Source organism: Actinomadura sp. KC06, assembly GCF_004348735.1.
Taxonomy (GTDB): Bacteria; Actinomycetota; Actinomycetes; order Streptosporangiales; family Streptosporangiaceae; genus Spirillospora.
The window spans coordinates 15,508-31,800 of sequence record NZ_SMKT01000011.1 but is presented as its reverse complement, the minus strand read 5'-3'; the positions used below and the strand labels follow the sequence as shown (position 1 = coordinate 31,800).

At 75.0% G+C, this 16,293-nt stretch carries 14 protein-coding genes; 7 read left to right on the top strand and 7 right to left on the bottom strand.

Going from position 1 to position 16,293, the window contains the following annotated elements:
- Positions 1-38 precede the first annotated feature (38 nt).
- The gene (locus tag E1287_RS05965) at positions 39-536 is read left to right on the top strand and encodes a GNAT family N-acetyltransferase (RefSeq protein WP_131963807.1); all 498 of its coding nucleotides are present in this window, start codon (positions 39-41) and stop codon (positions 534-536) included.
- Here E1287_RS05965 and E1287_RS05960 read toward each other — a convergent pair.
- Positions 522-1,115 carry a TetR/AcrR family transcriptional regulator gene (locus E1287_RS05960; RefSeq protein WP_131963806.1) on the bottom strand — a complete coding sequence of 198 codons (594 nt, stop codon included), beginning with the start codon at positions 1,113-1,115 and terminating at the stop codon, positions 522-524. The two genes, E1287_RS05965 and E1287_RS05960, sit on opposite strands and share 15 nt — an antisense overlap.
- 84 nt (positions 1,116-1,199) lie before the next feature.
- On the opposite strand from E1287_RS05960, the gene E1287_RS05955 reads away from it, so the two are divergent.
- The 3 genes from E1287_RS05955 to E1287_RS05945 all read left to right on the top strand — a co-directional run bounded on the left by E1287_RS05955 (position 1,200) and on the right by E1287_RS05945 (position 4,452).
- Positions 1,200-2,588, top strand: a complete 1,389-nt coding sequence (locus tag E1287_RS05955) for an MFS transporter (RefSeq protein ID WP_131963805.1) — start codon at positions 1,200-1,202, stop codon at positions 2,586-2,588.
- Between the two features lie 127 nt (positions 2,589-2,715).
- Positions 2,716-3,135: a YciI family protein gene (locus E1287_RS05950; protein ID WP_131963804.1), complete on the top strand. Its 420-nt coding sequence runs from the start codon at positions 2,716-2,718 to the stop codon at positions 3,133-3,135.
- Positions 3,136-3,168: 33 nt separating this feature from the next.
- Positions 3,169-4,452, top strand: coding sequence for a DUF6596 domain-containing protein (locus tag E1287_RS05945; RefSeq protein WP_131963803.1), 1,284 nt, complete (start codon positions 3,169-3,171; stop codon positions 4,450-4,452).
- 8 nt (positions 4,453-4,460) lie between these two features.
- Here E1287_RS05945 and E1287_RS05940 read toward each other — a convergent pair whose 3' ends face one another.
- Both E1287_RS05940 and E1287_RS05935 read right to left on the bottom strand, forming a co-directional pair.
- On the bottom strand, positions 4,461-5,024 hold the full coding sequence (locus tag E1287_RS05940) for a dihydrofolate reductase family protein (RefSeq protein WP_131963802.1): 564 nt from the start codon (positions 5,022-5,024) through the stop codon (positions 4,461-4,463).
- A gap of 19 nt (positions 5,025-5,043) precedes the next feature.
- Positions 5,044-6,072 carry a hypothetical protein gene (locus E1287_RS05935; RefSeq protein ID WP_131963801.1) on the bottom strand — a complete coding sequence of 343 codons (1,029 nt, stop codon included), beginning with the start codon at positions 6,070-6,072 and terminating at the stop codon, positions 5,044-5,046.
- 114 nt (positions 6,073-6,186) lie between these two features.
- Here E1287_RS05935 and E1287_RS05930 point away from each other — a divergent pair, with 114 nt between their 5' ends.
- The 3 genes from E1287_RS05930 (at position 6,187) to E1287_RS05920 (ending at position 13,059) form a co-directional block, all read left to right on the top strand.
- On the top strand, positions 6,187-10,794 hold the full coding sequence (locus E1287_RS05930; RefSeq protein WP_207934036.1) for a cation-translocating P-type ATPase: 4,608 nt from the start codon (positions 6,187-6,189) through the stop codon (positions 10,792-10,794).
- Between the two features lie 214 nt (positions 10,795-11,008).
- The gene (locus E1287_RS05925) at positions 11,009-12,109 is read left to right on the top strand and encodes a PQQ-dependent sugar dehydrogenase (protein WP_131963800.1); all 1,101 of its coding nucleotides are present in this window, start codon (positions 11,009-11,011) and stop codon (positions 12,107-12,109) included.
- Positions 12,110-12,240: 131 nt separating this feature from the next.
- Entirely contained in the window at positions 12,241-13,059 is an 819-nt protein-coding gene (locus E1287_RS05920; RefSeq protein WP_131963799.1) for an SAM-dependent methyltransferase, read from the top strand.
- A 24-nt stretch (positions 13,060-13,083) separates the two neighbouring features.
- Here E1287_RS05920 and E1287_RS05915 read toward each other — a convergent pair whose 3' ends face one another.
- The 4 genes from E1287_RS05915 to E1287_RS05900 all read right to left on the bottom strand — a co-directional run bounded on the left by E1287_RS05915 (position 13,084) and on the right by E1287_RS05900 (position 16,292).
- Entirely contained in the window at positions 13,084-13,590 is a 507-nt protein-coding gene (locus E1287_RS05915) for a nitroreductase family deazaflavin-dependent oxidoreductase (RefSeq protein WP_243718672.1), read from the bottom strand.
- A gap of 83 nt (positions 13,591-13,673) precedes the next feature.
- On the bottom strand, positions 13,674-14,411 hold the full coding sequence (locus E1287_RS05910; RefSeq protein ID WP_131963798.1) for a TIGR03943 family protein: 738 nt from the start codon (positions 14,409-14,411) through the stop codon (positions 13,674-13,676).
- Positions 14,408-15,436, bottom strand: a complete 1,029-nt coding sequence (locus E1287_RS05905) for a permease (RefSeq protein ID WP_131963797.1) — start codon at positions 15,434-15,436, stop codon at positions 14,408-14,410. Before E1287_RS05905 ends, E1287_RS05910 begins: the two co-directional genes overlap by 4 nt.
- A gap of 52 nt (positions 15,437-15,488) precedes the next feature.
- Positions 15,489-16,292: an alpha/beta hydrolase gene (locus E1287_RS05900; RefSeq protein WP_165968895.1), complete on the bottom strand. Its 804-nt coding sequence runs from the start codon at positions 16,290-16,292 to the stop codon at positions 15,489-15,491.
- Between the last annotated feature and the right edge of the window lies 1 nt (position 16,293).

Below are 16,293 nucleotides of genomic sequence, written 5' to 3'. Positions count from 1 at the left end.
TACGCCAGTGACAGCGCGTCCGGGAGAAGGTGACGGCGATGATCCTGCGGCCCGCCGAGACGGCCGACCTGCCGAGGCTCGCCCCGATGTGGCGCGCGGCGTGGCTCGACGGCCACGCCGGTCACGTCCCCGCCGAGCTGATGGACGCACGCGGCCCCGAGCACTTCGCCGTCCACGCCGCGACGTACGCGGACTCCACGATCGTCGCCACCGGCGACGACGGCCGCTTCCTGGGCATGATCATCCTCGCCCGCGCCGCGGGCGAGGTCGTCCAGCTCGCGGTCGAAAGGGCGGCCCGCGGCCAGGGCGTCGGCGGCGCGCTGCTGCGGAGCGCGGAGGAGCGGTTCGCGGGCGAGCACGAGGAGGCGTGGCTCGCGGTCGTGCCCGGCAACGCGCGGGCCCGCCGCTTCTACGAGTTCCACGGATGGCGGAACACCGGCGCCATGACCTACGCGGCGCCCACCTCGGCCGGCGGCACGGTGCCCGTCCCCGTTCTCAGGTACGCCAAGGCGCTGAGTGCGCTAGCCGTCCGCTGAGGGGACGGCCAGGATCGACAGCGCCGTCGCGGTGACGATGCGGGCGGTGTCGTCCGGCTCCAGGCGTCCGGTGCGGTTCTCCTCCGCCGCCCCGTGCAGGACGTACTGGAGGACGCCCACCAGCCAGGCGATCGGCAGGTCGGTGCGGAACACGCCCTGCTCCTGACCGCGGCGGATCAGCTCTTCCACGCGTTCCGCCGGGGCGGCGTGCAGCTTGCGGACGCGTCCCGGCGGAAGCGTGCCCTGCGCCGCCGTCAACAGCGCCGTGGACTCGGCCACGAGCGACCAGCTCGAAGCCAGCAGCCTGGTGAGCGCCTCGCGCGCGTCCCCGGTCAGGTCGACGGCCGACAGCACCTCGTCGCCGGCGCGCAGCGCGTCCGCCAGCGCGGCCTCGACCAGCTCGGCCCGGTTGCGGAAGTGGCCGTAGAGCGTCATCCGGCCGACCCCGGCGGCCTTGGCGATGTCGTCGATGCTGGCGTTCGGGTCCCGGCTGAGGCTCTCGCGGGCGGCGGCGACGATGCGGGCGATGCTGCGCTCGGCGTCTGCGCGCCGGCGGCGGCCGGAAGCGGCGGTGGGCATGGCATTCATCCTAACTCGTACACGGGAATACGTGTTACTCTCCAAGAAGTTGTACGGCAGTGTACGAGTTAAGGAGGGCCCGACATGACACAGAAGACCCACGACGCGGCCGCGCGGGACGGCGCGGCGCACCCGCTGCGGTGGCGCATCCTCGGACTGCTCGGCGTGGCGCAGCTCATGCTGATCCTCGACGTCACCGTCGTCGCGATCGCGCTGCCGCACATCGAGACCGACCTCGGCCTGGGCCGCCAGGCCGTGACCTGGACGGTCAGCGCCTACACCCTCACCTTCGGCGGGCTGATGCTGATCGGCGGCCGGGCCGCCGACCTGTTCGGGGCCAAGCGGGTGGTGCTCGCCGGCCTGCTGATCTTCACGGCTGCGTCGCTGGCCACCGGGCTCGCAGGCGGCGCTGCCCTGCTCCTCGGCGGCCGGATCGCGCAGGGGGTCGGCGCCGCGCTGATGTCCCCGTCCGCACTGTCCTTCGTAGTGCGCCTGTTCGACGGCGACGAGCGGAACAAGGCGCTCGGCGTCTGGTCCGCGCTCGGCGGCGGCGGCGCGGCCCTCGGCGTGCTGCTCGGCGGCGCGCTCACCGCGGGCCCCGGCTGGCCCTGGGTCTTCTACGTCAACGTGCCGCTCGGCCTGGTGATCCTCGCCGCCCTCGCCCGGATGCTGCCCGGCCAGGCGGTGGCCGTGCCGCGCCCCCGGCTCGACGTGCTCGGCGCGCTGCTGGTCACCGCGTCGTCCGGGTCGCTGATCTACGCGTTCATCCGCGCCGGGGACCACGGCTGGGTCACCGCCGCGTCCGGGGCGCTGGTGCTGCTCGCCGCCGCCGGCTACGTGGCCTTCGTGATCCGGCAGCGGACCGCTCGTTCGCCCATGATGGACGTCGCGCTGCTGGTGCGGCGCCCGGTGGCCACGGGCACGTTCCTGATCCTGATGGCGACCGCCCTGATGATCGCGGTGTTCTTCCTCGGCACGTTCTACTTCCAGCACGCGGAGGACTTCGGCGCCCTGCGGACGGGCCTGCTGTTCCTCCCGGTCGCGGTCGCGACGATGCTCGGCGCGAACCTCACCGGCCGGGCCCTCGCCCGCGCGGGGGCGCGTCCGCTCGCGGTCGCCGGGCTGGTCGTCGCCGCGATCGGGATGGCCGTCCCCGCCCTGTCGATGACCCCCGTGACGGTCGTCGTCGGCACCGCCGTCGCGGGCGCCGGGACGGGCGCGATGTTCGTCGTCGCGTCGGCGACCGCGCTCGGCCAGGTGGCGCCGCACGAATCCGGGATCGCGTCCGGGATCGTCAGCACGTTCCACGAGTTCGGCGCGTCCATCGGGGCCGCCGTCATCTCCAGCGTCGCGGCGGCCAGCCTGGTCGGCGATACGCTCGACGGGTTCACGGACGGGTTCGTCCTCGCCGCCGCCGCCGCGGCCGCGGGCGCGCTCGCGGCGGCCGTCCTGACCCCCGGCCGGGCACGGTGACGGCGCGGGCCGGGAAGGTTTCCAAAAAAGATCGGGGGCCGTGTCGATCCGCGCCGGCCCCCGTTCGACCTAGGGATGAGAGGGTCCCGGAGAGGGGCCCGGACGAGTTCAGAGGGAGACGAGGACCATGAAGTACATGCTGATCTTTCGCGCCACCGACGAGGCCTTCGCGAACATGGGCGACATCGACTTCAACGAGATGATCGAGACCGTCGGCAAGTACAACCAGGAGCTGATCCGCGCGGGCGTCCTCCTGGCCGCGGAAGGGCTCGCCGACGCGGACGAGGGCGTGGTGGTCGACTACTCGTCCGAGCCGCCGGTGGTCACCGACGGCCCGTACGGGGAGACGAAGGAGCTGTTCGGCGGCTTCTACATCCTCAACGTCGCGTCCAAGGAGGAGGCCGTCGAGTGGGCCAAGCGGCAGCCGCTCACCGGACCCGGCTTCAAGACCGAGATCCGCCGGGTCACCGAGATCGACGAGTTCCCCCAGGACAACGAGTGGATCAAGAAGGAGCGGGCGTGGCGCGAGGCCCACGGCCAGCTCTGAACGGCCTGAACGGTTTGAACGGGAGGAGCGGAGATGGCCGGCCCGACGGGACGTGAGGCCGTGGCCGCCGTCTGGCGGATCGAGTCCGCCCGGATCGTCGGCGCGCTCGCGCGGTACACCGGGGACTTCGCCCTCGCGGAGGACCTCGCGCAGGAGGCGCTGGCCGAGGCGCTGGTGACGTGGCCGCGCGACGGCGTCCCGCGCAACCCGGCCGGATGGCTGCTCACCGTCGGGCGGCGCCGCGCGATCGACGCCTACCGCCGCCGCTCCGCGCTCGACGACCGGTACGCCGTCCTCGCCCACCACCTGGGCGAGGGCGGCGCGGCCGCGGGCGGCGAGCCCGCCGACCCGGCACGCGACGACGACGTCCTGTGGGACCCGGACCAGATCGACGACGACGTCCTGGCGCTGATGTTCATCTCCTGCCACCCGGTGCTGTCGCGGGAGGCGCGGCTGGCGCTCACGCTGCGCGTCGTCGGCGGCCTGACCAGCGACGAGATCGCCAGGGCGCTGCTCGTCCCGACCGCCACCGTGCAGGCCCGCATCACGCGGGCCAAGAAGACGCTCGCGGCGGCGCGGGTGCCGTTCGCGGCGCCGCCGGCGGGGGAGCGGGCCGAGCGGCTCGGCTCGGTGCTCGGCGTCATCTACCTGATCTTCACTGAGGGGTCCTCGGCCAGCTCCGGCGGCGACCTGATCCGGTTCGACCTGGCCGGCGAGGCGCTGCGGGTGGCCCGGGTGCTGGGCCGGCTGGTGCCGGACGAGCCCGAGGTGCACGGCCTGCTGGCGCTGCTGGAGCTGACCGCGGCGCGCTTCCCCGCCCGCACCGGCCCGGGCGGCGAGCCCGTCCTGCTGGAGGACCAGGACCGCCGCCGCTGGGACCGCGCCGCGATCCGCCGTGGCCGCGCCGCGCTCGAACGCGCGGAGAAGGCGGGCCGGGGCCTCGGCGCCTACGGCCTGCAGGCGGCCATCGCCGAATGCCACGCCGTCGCGCCGTCGGTGGACGAGACGAACTGGAAGCGCATCGTCCTCATCTACGAGGCGCTCGGACGCCTCGCGCCGTCGCCGGTGGTCGACCTCAACCGGGCGGTCGCGGTCTCCATGGCGGACGGGCCGTCCGCGGCGCTCCCGATCGTGGACGAGCTGGCCGCCGCTGACGCGCTGCCGACCTCGCACCTCCTGCCCGGCGTCCGCGGCGAACTGCTCGCCCGCCTCGGACGCGCCGGCGAGGCGCGCTCCGAGCTGGAGCGCGCCGTGCGGATGTGCGGCAACGAGCGCGAACGCGCGGTGCTGGAACGCAAGCTCGCCGACCTGGGCTGACCTTCGCCCTAGGGACGGGCGGCCTCCGGCGCGTAGCGCAGCAGCACAGCGCCGGAGACGAACCGTCGCGTCTCCAGGAGCCGCAGCCGCGCCGCCGCCGTCTCGAACAGCCGCGCTCCGTGGCCGACGACCACCGGAAAGACGAACAGCCGGTATTCGTCGACCAGGTCCGCGGCGATCAGCGCGTGCACGAGCTGGACGCTGCCCGTCGCGACGATGTCGCGGCCCGGGGCCACTTTCAGCGCGTTGACCTCGTCCACGAGGGGCCCGCGCAGGACGGTGGAGTTCTCCCATTCCGGGTCTTGGATGATGCTGGAGACGACGTACTTGTTCACCGCGTTGAGGTAATCGGAGACGCCCGTCGGGTCGTCCTTCTGGTTCGGCCAGAAGCCGCGGAAGGCCTCGAAGGTGTTCCGGCCGACGAGGAGCGCGTCGGCGGCTTCGCGGTGTTCGGTGGTCGCCGCCGTGATGTCGGTCTGGTCGACGTCCTCGGCGAGCGGGTCGAACCAGCCCTCCGCCATGTCGATGACACCGTCGAGCGTGATGTTCTCCGTGACCACGAGCTTGCGCATGCGTCCTCCCGATTCGAGCCTAGGGGACCGCGCGCAGCGGCGGCCGTCCCGCCGGGGGAGGGGCGGGGACGGCCTGGGTCAGGCGCGCCGTCTCGTCGTCGGCCGCCGCGGGATCGGACATCGCCTGCAGGCGCCGGGTCACCAGGCCCTCGCGGATCGCCCACGGGCAGATGTCCACCCGGCTGATCTTCAACGTGGTCATGAGGGCCTCGGCCACGATCGCGCCGGCGAGGATCTGCGCCGCCCGGGGCCGGGACACCCCGCGCAGCTTCGCCCGGCGCGCGGCGGTCCTGGACGCCAGCACCGGGATCTGCTCGCGCAGCCGCTCCAGCTCCAGCACGCGCGGCGCGTACGGGCCGGCCTTGCGCCTGGGCGCCCCGGTGAGGCGGGCCAGCTGCGTGAACGTCTTGGACGTCGCCACCGGCCGCACCGGGAGCCCGCCGTCCAGCCCCGGCTCCACCTCGGCGGCGGCCTCCGACAGCTCCTCGTACACGCGGCGGCGCAGCCGGCGGACGTGCTTGCGGGACGGCGGGTCGCCGGGCAGATGCTCGCGGGTGAGGCGTCCCGCGCCCAGCGGCAGCGACAGCGCCAGCGCCGGCTCCTGCGCGTCCCCGTGCGCTATCTCCAGCGACCCGCCCCCGATGTCGACGAGCAGCAGCCGCCCGGCCGACCATCCGTACCAGGCGCGGGCGGCGAGGAACGTCAGCCGCGCCTCGTCCCGGCCGGACAGGAACCCGAGCCGCACGCCGGTCGCCGCCGCGACCCGGGCGACGATCTCGTCCTGGTTCGTCGCGTCCCGCACCGCGGACGTGGCGAACGCGATCAGCTCCTCGACGCCCTGGTCGGTCGCGGCGCACGCGGCCTCCCCGACCGATCCGACCAGGCGGCAGACCGCGCCGCCGCCCACGGCCCCGCCCGCGTCGATCGCCTCGGCGAGCCGTGTCGGGCGCTTGACCGCCGTGACCGGCCGCGGCGGCTCGCCGACGCTGATGTCCACCACCATGAGATGGGCGGAGTTCGACCCGACGTCCAGCACACCGATTCGCATGCCGACGCATTACCCGAATAAAGCGGATTCATTGACGTGTGCTCCGGCGCCGCCGCCGTTTGCGGTGCACGGTCGCGGGTACCCGGTCGGCGTTCCCGTCGGGGAGGAGCGGTGGTGGGGATTCCGGGCGCGTCCCTGGCCAGGTCGGTGCTGAGCGTCCCGGTCGCGGCTGCGGAGAAGGCGTCCCGGACCGCCGGCGCGTTCGCGGCCCTGGCCGCCGGAGGCCGCGGGCGGCGCGTGTGGGCCCACGCCGGACGCGCGCACATCCAGGCGAACGGCCTGGCGGGCGAAGGGCCGCGGCACCGGCGGTACGTGCGGGCGCTGACCGAGGCGCTGCGGCGGCTGGACGGCGTGAACTGGGCGGAGGTCAACGCGGTCACCGGCCACGTGCTGGTGGCGTACGAGGAAGGCGACGTGGGCCTCGACGCCCTGATAGAGGTCGTCGAAGACGTGGAGGAGGCGCGCCGGGCCGGCCGGTTCGACGAGGACGCCCACGCGCGGTGGCCCGACGACGAGATGGCCTGGGCCGCGGCCACGTCCGCCCTCGCTGCCGACGTAGCCGGGACGGTCGGCGCCGTCGCCGCCAGGCTGCTGGCCCTCCCGCCGGTGCCGAGCCCCGTGCGGGCCGCGGTCGCGGTGGCCGACTCGATGCCGCAGGTCCGCACGGCCGTGGAGCGGCGGCTGGGCCTGCTGCGCGCCGACGCCCTGCTCGGTGTCGCGAACGCCGTCGTCCAGGGCGCCGGGCACGGCGTCGCCCCGCCGGTCACCGACGCCGTCCACCGGGTCTTCCAGCTCCACGAGATCGGGGCGCGCCGCGCGGCGTGGCGGCGCCGGGAGCCGCGGCTGGCGGCGGCGGGACGGCAGCCGCAGGAGTGCGGCGCCCGCGCCGAGCGGCCGTGCCCGCTGCCGGACGGGCCCGTGGAGAAGGCCGGGAACCGCACCGCGCTGGGGCACCTGCTCGGCGGGGCCGGCGTCCTCGCGGGCACGCGCGACGCGTCCGCCGTCGCCGACCTGCTGCTGGCGACCGTGGCCAAGGCGGCGCGGCACGGCCGGGACGCGTTCGCCGCCGTGCTGGCCCACGACCTGGCGGGACACGGCACGGTGATCCTGGACCCGTCCGCGCTGCGCCGCCTGGACAGGGTCAGCGCGGTCGTCATCGACTCCTCGGTCCTGTGCGACGGCGAGCTGCGGCTGCTGTCGGCGGTCGCCGCCGACGAGGACCTGGACGACGCGGGCGTGTGGCGCGCCGCCGGCGCCGTACTGGCGGGCCGCGACCCCGGCGACCTGGCCGGGCCGGGCCCCTGGCACGGCGGCGCCGGCGCGGAATGGCGGCTGGTGCGCGCGGCGGACGCCCCGTCCGGCGCCCCCGCCGACCCGCAGGGCGTCACCCTGGACCTCACGGACGAGAAAGGCGGACTCTTCGGACGGGTCCGCGTCGGCTGCTCACTCGACCCGTTAGCCGAGGCGCTGCTGTCGGCGGCGCACCAGGCGGCCGACGTGGTCTTCCTGACCGAGCACGCCAGCACCCGCGAGCTGGTCGCCTGGGGCGACGACTCCCCGCTGGCCGTCGAGGAGCTGGCGGAGTCGGTCCGGGCGCTGCAGCGCGAGGGCCATGTGGTGCTGGCCGTGTCGTCCGGCCAGGACCTGGCGCTGGACGCGGCAGATGTCGGGGTCAGCGTCCTGCGCGGGGACGGGCCCGCCGACTGGCGCGCCGACCTGGTGTGCGGGCCGGGGCTCGCCGACGCGTGGCGGCTGCTCACGGCGGTCCGGCCCGCGCGCCGCGCCAGCGACCGCGCGGCGGAGCTGTCGCTGAGCGCGTCCGCGCTGGGCGCGCTGCTGATCGCGGGCCGCCGTCCCGGGCGCCGCGCCGGGCGCGGGCCGCTGGGCCGGGCCGTCACGTCCTGGCAGGACATGCCGCCGGTGCACGCGGCCGCCCTGGCGGCGATGCTGACCAACGCGGTGAGCGCCCGGCGGCTGGACCACCGCCCGCTGCCGCCGCCCGTCGTCCGCGACGCGTGGCACGCCTTCACCGCCGAGGAGGCCGTCCGGCGCCTGTCCCGCACCGCCGCCGACGAAGCGGAGCCGGACGGCCCTGACTCGCTCCTCACCGCGCTGCGGTCACGGCTGGCGGGCGTGCCGCTGCTGCGCAGGACGGTCGTCTGGCCGGCCGGGGCGGGCCTGCGCCTGACCGCCGCCGTCCGGCAGGAGCTCGACGACCCGCTGACGCCCGTCCTCGCGCTCGGCGCGGCGGCCTCCGCGGTCGTCGGCTCCAGCGTGGACGCGCTGCTGGTCACCGGCGTCATGGCGGGCAACGCCCTCATCGGCGGCGCGCAGCGGATGCGCGCGGAGAAGGCCCTCGGCGAGCTGCTCCTCGGGCAGCAGGTCCACGCCCGGCGGCTGCGGCCCGGCGCCAAGGTGGCCCCGCGTCCCGGCGCGGCGGCCCCGGAGGCGTTCGCGCATCTGCGGTCGGCCCCCGCCGAGCAGGTCATGGCCGGACGCCTGCGGATCGGCGACGTGATCGTCCTGCGGTCCGAGGACGTCGTCCCGGCGGACGCCCGGCTGCTGTGGGCCGAGTCGCTGGAGGTGGACGAGGCCACCCTCACCGGCGAGTCGGTGCCCGTCGACAAGAACGTCGAGCCGTCGCCGGGCGGCGACCCGGCGGACCGGCACTGCATGGTCTACGAGGGCACCACGGTCGTCGCGGGCGACGCGGTCGCCCTGGTCGTCGCCACCGCCGAGGCGACCGAGTCGGGCCGCGCCGCCGCCCTCGCCGGGGCGGCGGACGCGTCGTCCAGCATGCAGACCCGCCTGGCGGAGCTCACCCACCAGGCGCTCCCCGCCACCGTGCTCGGCGGCGCGGCCGTCACCGCGCTGGGCATGCTGCGCGGGCTGCCGCTGCGCCGGGCGCTCGGCTCCGGCGTCGCCGTCGCCGTGGCCGCCGTCCCCGAGGGGCTGCCGCTGGTCGCGACCGCCTCGCAGCTCGCGGCGGCGCGGCGGCTGTCGCGGCTCGGCGTGCTCGTCCGCACCACCCGCGCGCTCGAAGCGCTCGGACGCGTCGACACCCTCTGCTTCGACAAGACCGGCACGCTCACCGAGGGCAGGCTCCGCCTCGTCCGGGCCGCGGGGCCCGCCCGTCCGCTCCCGCTGACCGGCGACGGCGGGCAGCGCATCCTCCGCGTCGCCGCCCGCGCCTGCCCGCCCCCGCACGGCCGGCAGGTCGCGCACGCCACCGACCGGGCCGTGCTGGACCGCGCCGGCGACCTGCCGCCGGACGAGCGCTGGTCGCTGGACGAGGAGCTCCCCTTCGAGACCACCCGCGGGTTCTCCGCCTCGCTCGGGCGCGACGGCGACCGGACGGTCCTCGCGGTCAAGGGCGCGCCCGAGGTGCTGCTCGCCCGCTGCGCCCGGATCCACGCGCCCCGCCGTCCCGCCGACCGCGACGAGCCCATGACCGCCGCCCGCCGCCGCGCCGCGGCCGCGACGTTCCGCCGCCTGGCCGGGCAGGGGCTGCGCGTCCTCGCCATCGCCGAGCGGCCCGTCCGCGACCCGGCGAAGGTCCGCGGCGAGATCGCCGAGCACGTCGAGGACCTCACGCTGCTCGGCTTCGTCGGCATCGCCGACACGCCGCGTCCCACCGCCGAGGAGGCCGTGCAGCGGCTGGGCGACGCCGGAGTGCGCACCACGATGATCACCGGCGACCATCCGGCGACCGCCGCCGCCGTCGCCGCCGAGCTCGGGATCCCCGGCGCCGACCGCGTCGTCACCGGGGCGGAGCTCGACGCGATGTCCGCCGCCGAGCGGCTCGCCGCCGTCCAGGAGGCCGCGGTCTTCGCCCGCGTCTCCCCGGCGCAGAAGGTCCGCATCGTGAAGGACCTGCGCAGGGCCGGGCGGGTGGTCGCGATGACCGGCGACGGCGCCAACGACGCCGCCGCCATCCGCCGCGCCGACGTCGGCATCGCGGTCGCCGGGCGCGGCTCCGGCGCCGCCCGCAGCGCCGCCGACCTCGTCCTCACCGCGCCCGACACCGCGCTCATCCTGGACGCGCTGCGCGAGGGCCGCGCCCTGTGGCACAGCGTCCGCGACGCCGCCGCGATCCTCGTCGGCGGCAACGCGGGCGAGGTGTCGTTCACCGTCCTCGGGACGGCCCTCAGCGGCAACGCGCCGCTGAGCACCCGGCAGCTGCTCGTCGTCAACATGCTGACCGACATGCTCCCGGCGCTGGCCGTCGCCATCACCCCGGCGGACGGCGACTCCGAGGCGCCGCTCGGCGGGGCGCCGGTCCACGGCTTCACCGGCGAGGACATGCGCCGCGCGCTGGCCGTCCGCGGCACCGCCACCGCGGCCGCCGCCCTGCTGTCCTGGCAGGCGGGACGGCTGACCGCGCTCGTCCCCGGCGGAGGCCGCCGCGCGTCCACGATGGGCCTGGCCGCGCTGGTCGGCGCCCAGCTCGGCCAGACGCTCATCGCCCGCTGGCGCAGCCCCCTCGTCCTCGCCACCTGCGCGGTCTCCGCCGGGGCCCTGTTCGCGGTGGTCGAGACGCCCGGCATCAGCCAGTTCTTCGGCTGCACCCCGCTCGGCCCCGGCGCCTGGACGATCGTCACCGCGGCAGCGGCGGCGGCGACGCTGGGCGCCGCCGTGGCCCCGCGTTTCCTCCCGTCCGCCGGAACGGAGGTGGGCGAATCGCATTTTCGATTTCCCCGCGTGCCGCTCGTTGAAAGGTGAAAAACCGGCGCTTCACAGGTGCCGGACGGCCGAGTAGCTTGTAGTTCGATACCGAGCGCTCCCCTCGGTTGCGCTGCCCCAACGACCCCCCGCTCTACCGTTGACAGAGGCGCGCCAGAAACGCTCCCCGGTGCCCGTGAACTGCGAAACCGCTCGTCACCACGGGGCAGCAGCCGAGGTCTTTTATTGGTTCGGGGGTGACTTAGGAGAGAAGATGCCCCGTAAAACGCGCACGCTGGCTCCCGCCGCGGCCCTCGCCGTCGCGGCCGTGCTCGCAGTCCCCGTCTCCCCGGCGACCGGCGCGGCGGTCACCCCGCCGGCGCCGGCGGCCGCCGACCCCGCCTTCGACTTCACCAAGCCCACCGTCGCGGCGACCGGGCTGCAGGTCCCCTGGGGCCTGGCCTTCCTGCCCGACGGCAGCGCGCTCATCTCGGAACGCAACAGCGCCCGCATCCTGCAGATGAAGCCCGGCTCGGCGCCGACCGAGGTGGCCCGGCTCTCCGGCGTGACGCCGTCCGGCGAGGGCGGCCTCCTGGGCATCGCGGTGTCGCCGACCTACGAGCAGGACGGATACGTCTACGCCTACTACACCGCGGCGTCCGACAACAGGATCGTCCGGTTCAAGCTCGCGGCCTCGCCCCAGCAGGAAGTGATCTTCTCCGGCATTCCGAAGAACTCCTTCCACGACGGCGGCCGCATCCATTTCGGCCCTGACGGAATGCTCTACGCCGGTACCGGCGACGCCGGCCGGACGGCCAATTCCCAGAACCCGAGCACCCCGGCCGGAAAGATCCTGCGGATGAAGCCGGACGGGACCGCGCCTGCGGACAATCCCACTCCGAACTCGGTCGTCTACACCCTCGGGCACCGCAACGTGCAGGGGCTGGCCTGGGGCGGCGGCCACATGTACGCGAGCGAGTTCGGCAACAACACCTGGGACGAGGTCAACCACATCGAGGCCGGCGACAACTACGGCTGGCCGAACGTCGAGGGCAGGGGCGGCGAGCCGACCTACCACGACCCGCTCGCCGTCTGGTCCACGCGCGAGGCGTCGCCGAGCGGCGCCGCCGTCGCGGGCGACACGCTGTACGCCGCCGCGCTGGGCGGCCGCAGGCTCTGGACCGTCCCGCTGGACGGCAGGGGCGGATCGTCCGGCCAGCCCACGGCGGTGCTGCAGGGCACCTACGGACGGCTCCGCACGGTCGCCGTGGGCCCGGACGGCTGGCTCTGGGTGATGACGAGCAACCGCGACGGCCGCGGCCAGCCCGCCCAGACCGACGACCGCGTCATCCGCTTCCCGAAGGTCGCCCGCTGACCGACCGCGCGGCGTATCGTCCGTCTTAGGATCGCCCGCCGTCCAGTCCACCGGACGGCGGGCGATCGCGTGCCCCCGCGACCGCCTACGATGAGACGTCCGTGCCGCAGGCTGACAGGCAGGAGAGGCTCGTGGACGAAGAGCGCACACCCCATCCCCGGCCGGCCCCCGCGATCGACACCACGGTGTCGCATTCGGCCCGGATCTGGGACTACTGGCTGGGCGGCAAGGAGAACTACGAGGTCGACCGGCAGCTCGGCGACCAGATCGAAGAGGTGCTGCCCGACATCGTCCAGCAGGCCCGCGCGGACCGCCTGTTCCTCGGCCGCGTCGTGCGCTACCTGGCCGGCGAGGTCGGCATCCGGCAGTTCCTCGACATCGGGACGGGCCTGCCGACGGTCGACAACACCCACCAGGTCGCCCAGGGAGTGGCGCCCGAGTCCAAGATCGTCTACGTCGACAACGACCCCCTGGTGCTGGTGCACGCGCGGGCGCTCCTGACCAGCACCCCCGAAGGCGCGACCGACTACCTGGACGCCGACATGCACGACCCGGACGCGATCCTGCGCGGCGCCGAGGCGACCCTCGACTTCTCCGAGCCCGTCGCGATCACCATGCTGGGTGTCGTGTGGCACGTCACCGACGATGACGAGGCCCGGTCCATCATCGGGCGGCTGATGGACCGGACGGCCCCCGGCAGCCACCTGGCCATCGCGCACCCGACCATCGAGATCACGGGCGAGAAGATGGCCGAGGCGATCCGCCAGTGGAACAAGTTCGGCAAACCGCCCGGCACCCACCGCACCCCGCGGCAGATCGAAGCCCTCTTCGACGGCCTGGAGCTGGTCGAGCCCGGCGTCGTCTCCTGCACGCGCTGGCGTCCGGAGGACACCCGGTTCGGCGAGCCCCCCGAGACCGACCAGTTCGGCGGCGTGGCGCGCAAGCCCTGACCGGCCCCCGGACGCGGGCCGCGATCACCGCGGGGTGAGCCGGACGACCGGGTACTGCCGATCGGACTTGCTCTGGTACTTCGCGATGCGCGGCTGGGCGGTGGCGATGCGCTGCCAGGCCCGCTCGCGGTCGTCGCCTTCGAGCCTGTGCGGCGTCACCGGCACGGCGCCGCCCCCGGGCAGTTCGATCGACGCCTCGTCGGAGTGCGCCATCAGGTTGGCGAACCAGTCCGGGTGCTGGCTCCCGCCGCCGGACGCGACGATCAGCCGGGCGTCCTCGTCGTCGTCCGGGAACCACGCCACGGGCGTTTCCCGCTGCTCCCCGCTGTGCCGTCCCACAGTGTGCAGGATCAGCACGTCCATGCCCATGAACGTCCCGCGTCCGCGGCGGACCTTGCGGTTCATGCGGGCGTTCATGCGGTGCTGCATCCAGCGCGAGAACGCGCCGGGCGTGCCGGGCTTGCGCTTCCCGCGACCGTCCGCCTGATTCTCCGCCATCGGACGCCTCCTGTCGGTCACCTCGCTGTCCATGGCGTTCACGCTAGATGCGGCCCGGTCATGGCCGCTTCTCGATTCCTGATCGGTCCCTTGACCCGGACGGACGCCCCGGCGGGTCACTCGTACGGGCTCCCGGGCTTCTTGATGCGCTGGAGCGACCGTCCCCGCAGCTCCTGGACCGCGGTCGCCCGGCGCCCCGCCGGAGGCGGCTGCCAGACGCCGACGACCTGGACCCACGCGTCCTCCGGCGGACGGGGGAGGCCGCGCACGATCACCGGGAACGGGACGGCGTCGCCCGCGCAGCACGCCATCTTCAGCCGGATGAGCCGCCAGCCGCGCTCGCCCTTCGCGGCAGGCGAGACGAAGCCGGTCAGCCGCACCGGGACGCCCTGGAACCGCGCGGGATCGCCGCTCTGCGCCTCGAACGCGCGGCCGATGAACTCGCCCATGGTCATCGGCGCCGGCGGACCTGTCCGCGGCAGCGGGCGGAACCCGCCGGACGGCGCGGACGGCGGCGGCGCCGTGCGGGCGGTGTCCCGCGCGGCGGTGAACGAGCCGAGCGCGGGCGGCGCGATCAGGAAGACCGCCAGCACCGGCAGGCACAGCAGCCAGGCCACCCGCGGCCCGCGTGAATGATCATGACCGTGCTCATCGCCCTCCGCGGCGTCCCCGCCCGTCCGCCGGTCCCGGCGGACACCGGCGGCACCCAGCGCCAGCAGCGCCACCGCGGCCGGGACCAGCACGAACCGGAACCCCGGCCGGACGTAGTTGACGTATTCGCCGGTGCCGAGCGTGATCCACAGCACCGCCGCGCCGATCAGGATCAGCAGCAGGTTCTGCCCGGTCCTGCTCACGTCAGCAGCCCTCCCACCAGCGCGCTGACCCCCACCGCCAGGACGAACGTCAGCGGGACGAACCGGACCACGAAGCGGCGCCCGAAGAAGCCGGCCTGCAGCGCGATCAGCTTCAGGTCCACCATCGGCCCGACCACCAGGAACGCCAGCCGGGCCGTGGTCGAGAACTGCGGCAGGCTCGCCGCGACGAAGGCGTCCGCCTCCGAGCAGATGGACATCAGCACCGCAAGCAGCGCCAGCAACAGCACGGACGCGACGGGAATCCCGGCGACGCCCGTCACCCAGGCGGCGGGGATCACCGCGTTGATGGTCGCGGCCGCGGCGGCACCGACCACCAGGAACCCTCCGGCGTGCATGATGTCGTGCTGCATCGCCTGCCGGAACGCCTCCACCCGTCCGGCCGCCCCCTGCGCCTGCGGACGGGACGGCACCGTGAGCCACTCGCCCTTGCCCACCAGCAGCCACGTCCATCCGGCGAGGACGGCCACCACGAGCGACGCGGCGAACCGGCCGACGACCATCTCCGGGCTGCCGGGAAAGGCGACGGCGGTGGCGGTCAGCACGATCGGGTTGATCGCCGGGGCGGCGAGCAGGAAGGTGAGCGCGGCGGCGGGAGCCACCCCGCGGGCCATCAGCCCGCCCGCGACCGGCACCGACGCGCACTCGCAGCCCGGCAGCACCGCCCCCATCGCGCCCGCGACCGGCACCGCGGCGCCCGGCCGGCGCGGCAGCACCCGCCGCCACACCGACGGCGGCACGAACGCGGTGATCGCGGCCGACAGCGCGACCCCGAACACCAGGAACGGCAGCGCCTGCACGCACACGGCCACGAACATCGTCGTCCACGCGTCCAGCGCGCGCGCCTCGACGCCCGGCGCCACCCACACGCGGCCGGTGACCAGCACGGCCGCGAGCAGGCCGAACGCCCACACCGCCCGGGTTCCCGGGGAGGCGGGGCGGCGGCCCCAGTCGGCGGGAGGCAGCAGATCGTCATCGGCGGTCCGGAGACCGGCTCCGTCGTTCATGACCGTCAATCGTTCCAGAGGGCGGGTGCGGAATGGCCGTTATCGGGACGCATCAGCCACCGGTCAGATGGTGGCGGAGGAAGGCGGCCGTGGTGTCGAGGACCCACGACTGCTGGAACCGGACGTCCTCGTGCCCCGCGCCGCCGAGGACGAGCAGCTGCGAGTCGCGTCCGGCGGCGACCAGGGCCTGGTGCATGCGCAGGCTCTGGTCCAGCGCGATCTGCTGATCGCGGTCCCCGTGCACGATCAGCGTCGGCGGCGCGTGGTCGAGCCGCTGGTACAGCGGGCTGGCGGCACGCGCCCAGTGCGGATCGAGCGTCTTGACGGAGGTCCGCAGGTAGCGGGCGTCGGGCGGGTCCGGCAGCACCTCGCGCTCCAGCTCGGTGCGCGCCAGGCGGGCCACCAGGTCGGTGGGCCCGAAGAAGTCGACGACGGCGTCGATGCGGTGTGCACTCGACCTGCTCTGCGGGTCGAGCGCCGCCATCAGCGACAGGTGCCCGCCGGCCGAGGCGCCCCACGCGCCGATCCGCCCGATGGCCAGCCCGTGCCGGGCGCCGTGGGCCCGCAGCCAGCGGACGGCGGCGCGGACGTCGTCGATGGAGGCGGGAAAGGCCCCGGCCTCGCCGAGGCGGTAGTCGATGCTCGCGATCGCCACGCCCCGCTCGGCGAGCCCGGCGGCGAACGAAGTGGCGCCGCTGCAGCGGTCGCCGAAAAGCCATGCTCCACCGTGCACCCAGAGGGAGACCGGGTGCGGCCCCGACCCTTCGGGGATGTAGAGGTCGAGCAGCAGACGCTCACCGTCGGCGATGGCGTACTCGACGTCCACGACCATGCGCTCGTGGGGGGAGGTCATCATG

Excerpts from the sequence above, each read along its gene's own strand:
- E1287_RS05965 (WP_131963807.1), top strand. The coding sequence starts at position 39 with ATGATCCTGCGGCCCGCCGAGACGGCCGACCTGCCGAGGCTCGCCCCG.
- E1287_RS05960 (WP_131963806.1), bottom strand. The coding sequence starts at position 1,115 with ATGCCCACCGCCGCTTCCGGCCGCCGCCGGCGCGCAGACGCCGAGCGC.
- E1287_RS05955 (WP_131963805.1), top strand. The coding sequence starts at position 1,200 with ATGACACAGAAGACCCACGACGCGGCCGCGCGGGACGGCGCGGCGCAC.
- E1287_RS05950 (WP_131963804.1), top strand. The coding sequence starts at position 2,716 with ATGAAGTACATGCTGATCTTTCGCGCCACCGACGAGGCCTTCGCGAAC.
- E1287_RS05945 (WP_131963803.1), top strand. The coding sequence starts at position 3,169 with ATGGCCGGCCCGACGGGACGTGAGGCCGTGGCCGCCGTCTGGCGGATC.
- E1287_RS05940 (WP_131963802.1), bottom strand. The coding sequence starts at position 5,024 with ATGCGCAAGCTCGTGGTCACGGAGAACATCACGCTCGACGGTGTCATC.
- E1287_RS05935 (WP_131963801.1), bottom strand. The coding sequence starts at position 6,072 with ATGCGAATCGGTGTGCTGGACGTCGGGTCGAACTCCGCCCATCTCATG.
- E1287_RS05925 (WP_131963800.1), top strand. The coding sequence starts at position 11,009 with ATGCCCCGTAAAACGCGCACGCTGGCTCCCGCCGCGGCCCTCGCCGTC.
- E1287_RS05915 (WP_243718672.1), bottom strand. The coding sequence starts at position 13,590 with ATGGACAGCGAGGTGACCGACAGGAGGCGTCCGATGGCGGAGAATCAG.
- E1287_RS05905 (WP_131963797.1), bottom strand. The coding sequence starts at position 15,436 with ATGAACGACGGAGCCGGTCTCCGGACCGCCGATGACGATCTGCTGCCT.
- E1287_RS05900 (WP_165968895.1), bottom strand. The coding sequence starts at position 16,292 with ATGATGACCTCCCCCCACGAGCGCATGGTCGTGGACGTCGAGTACGCC.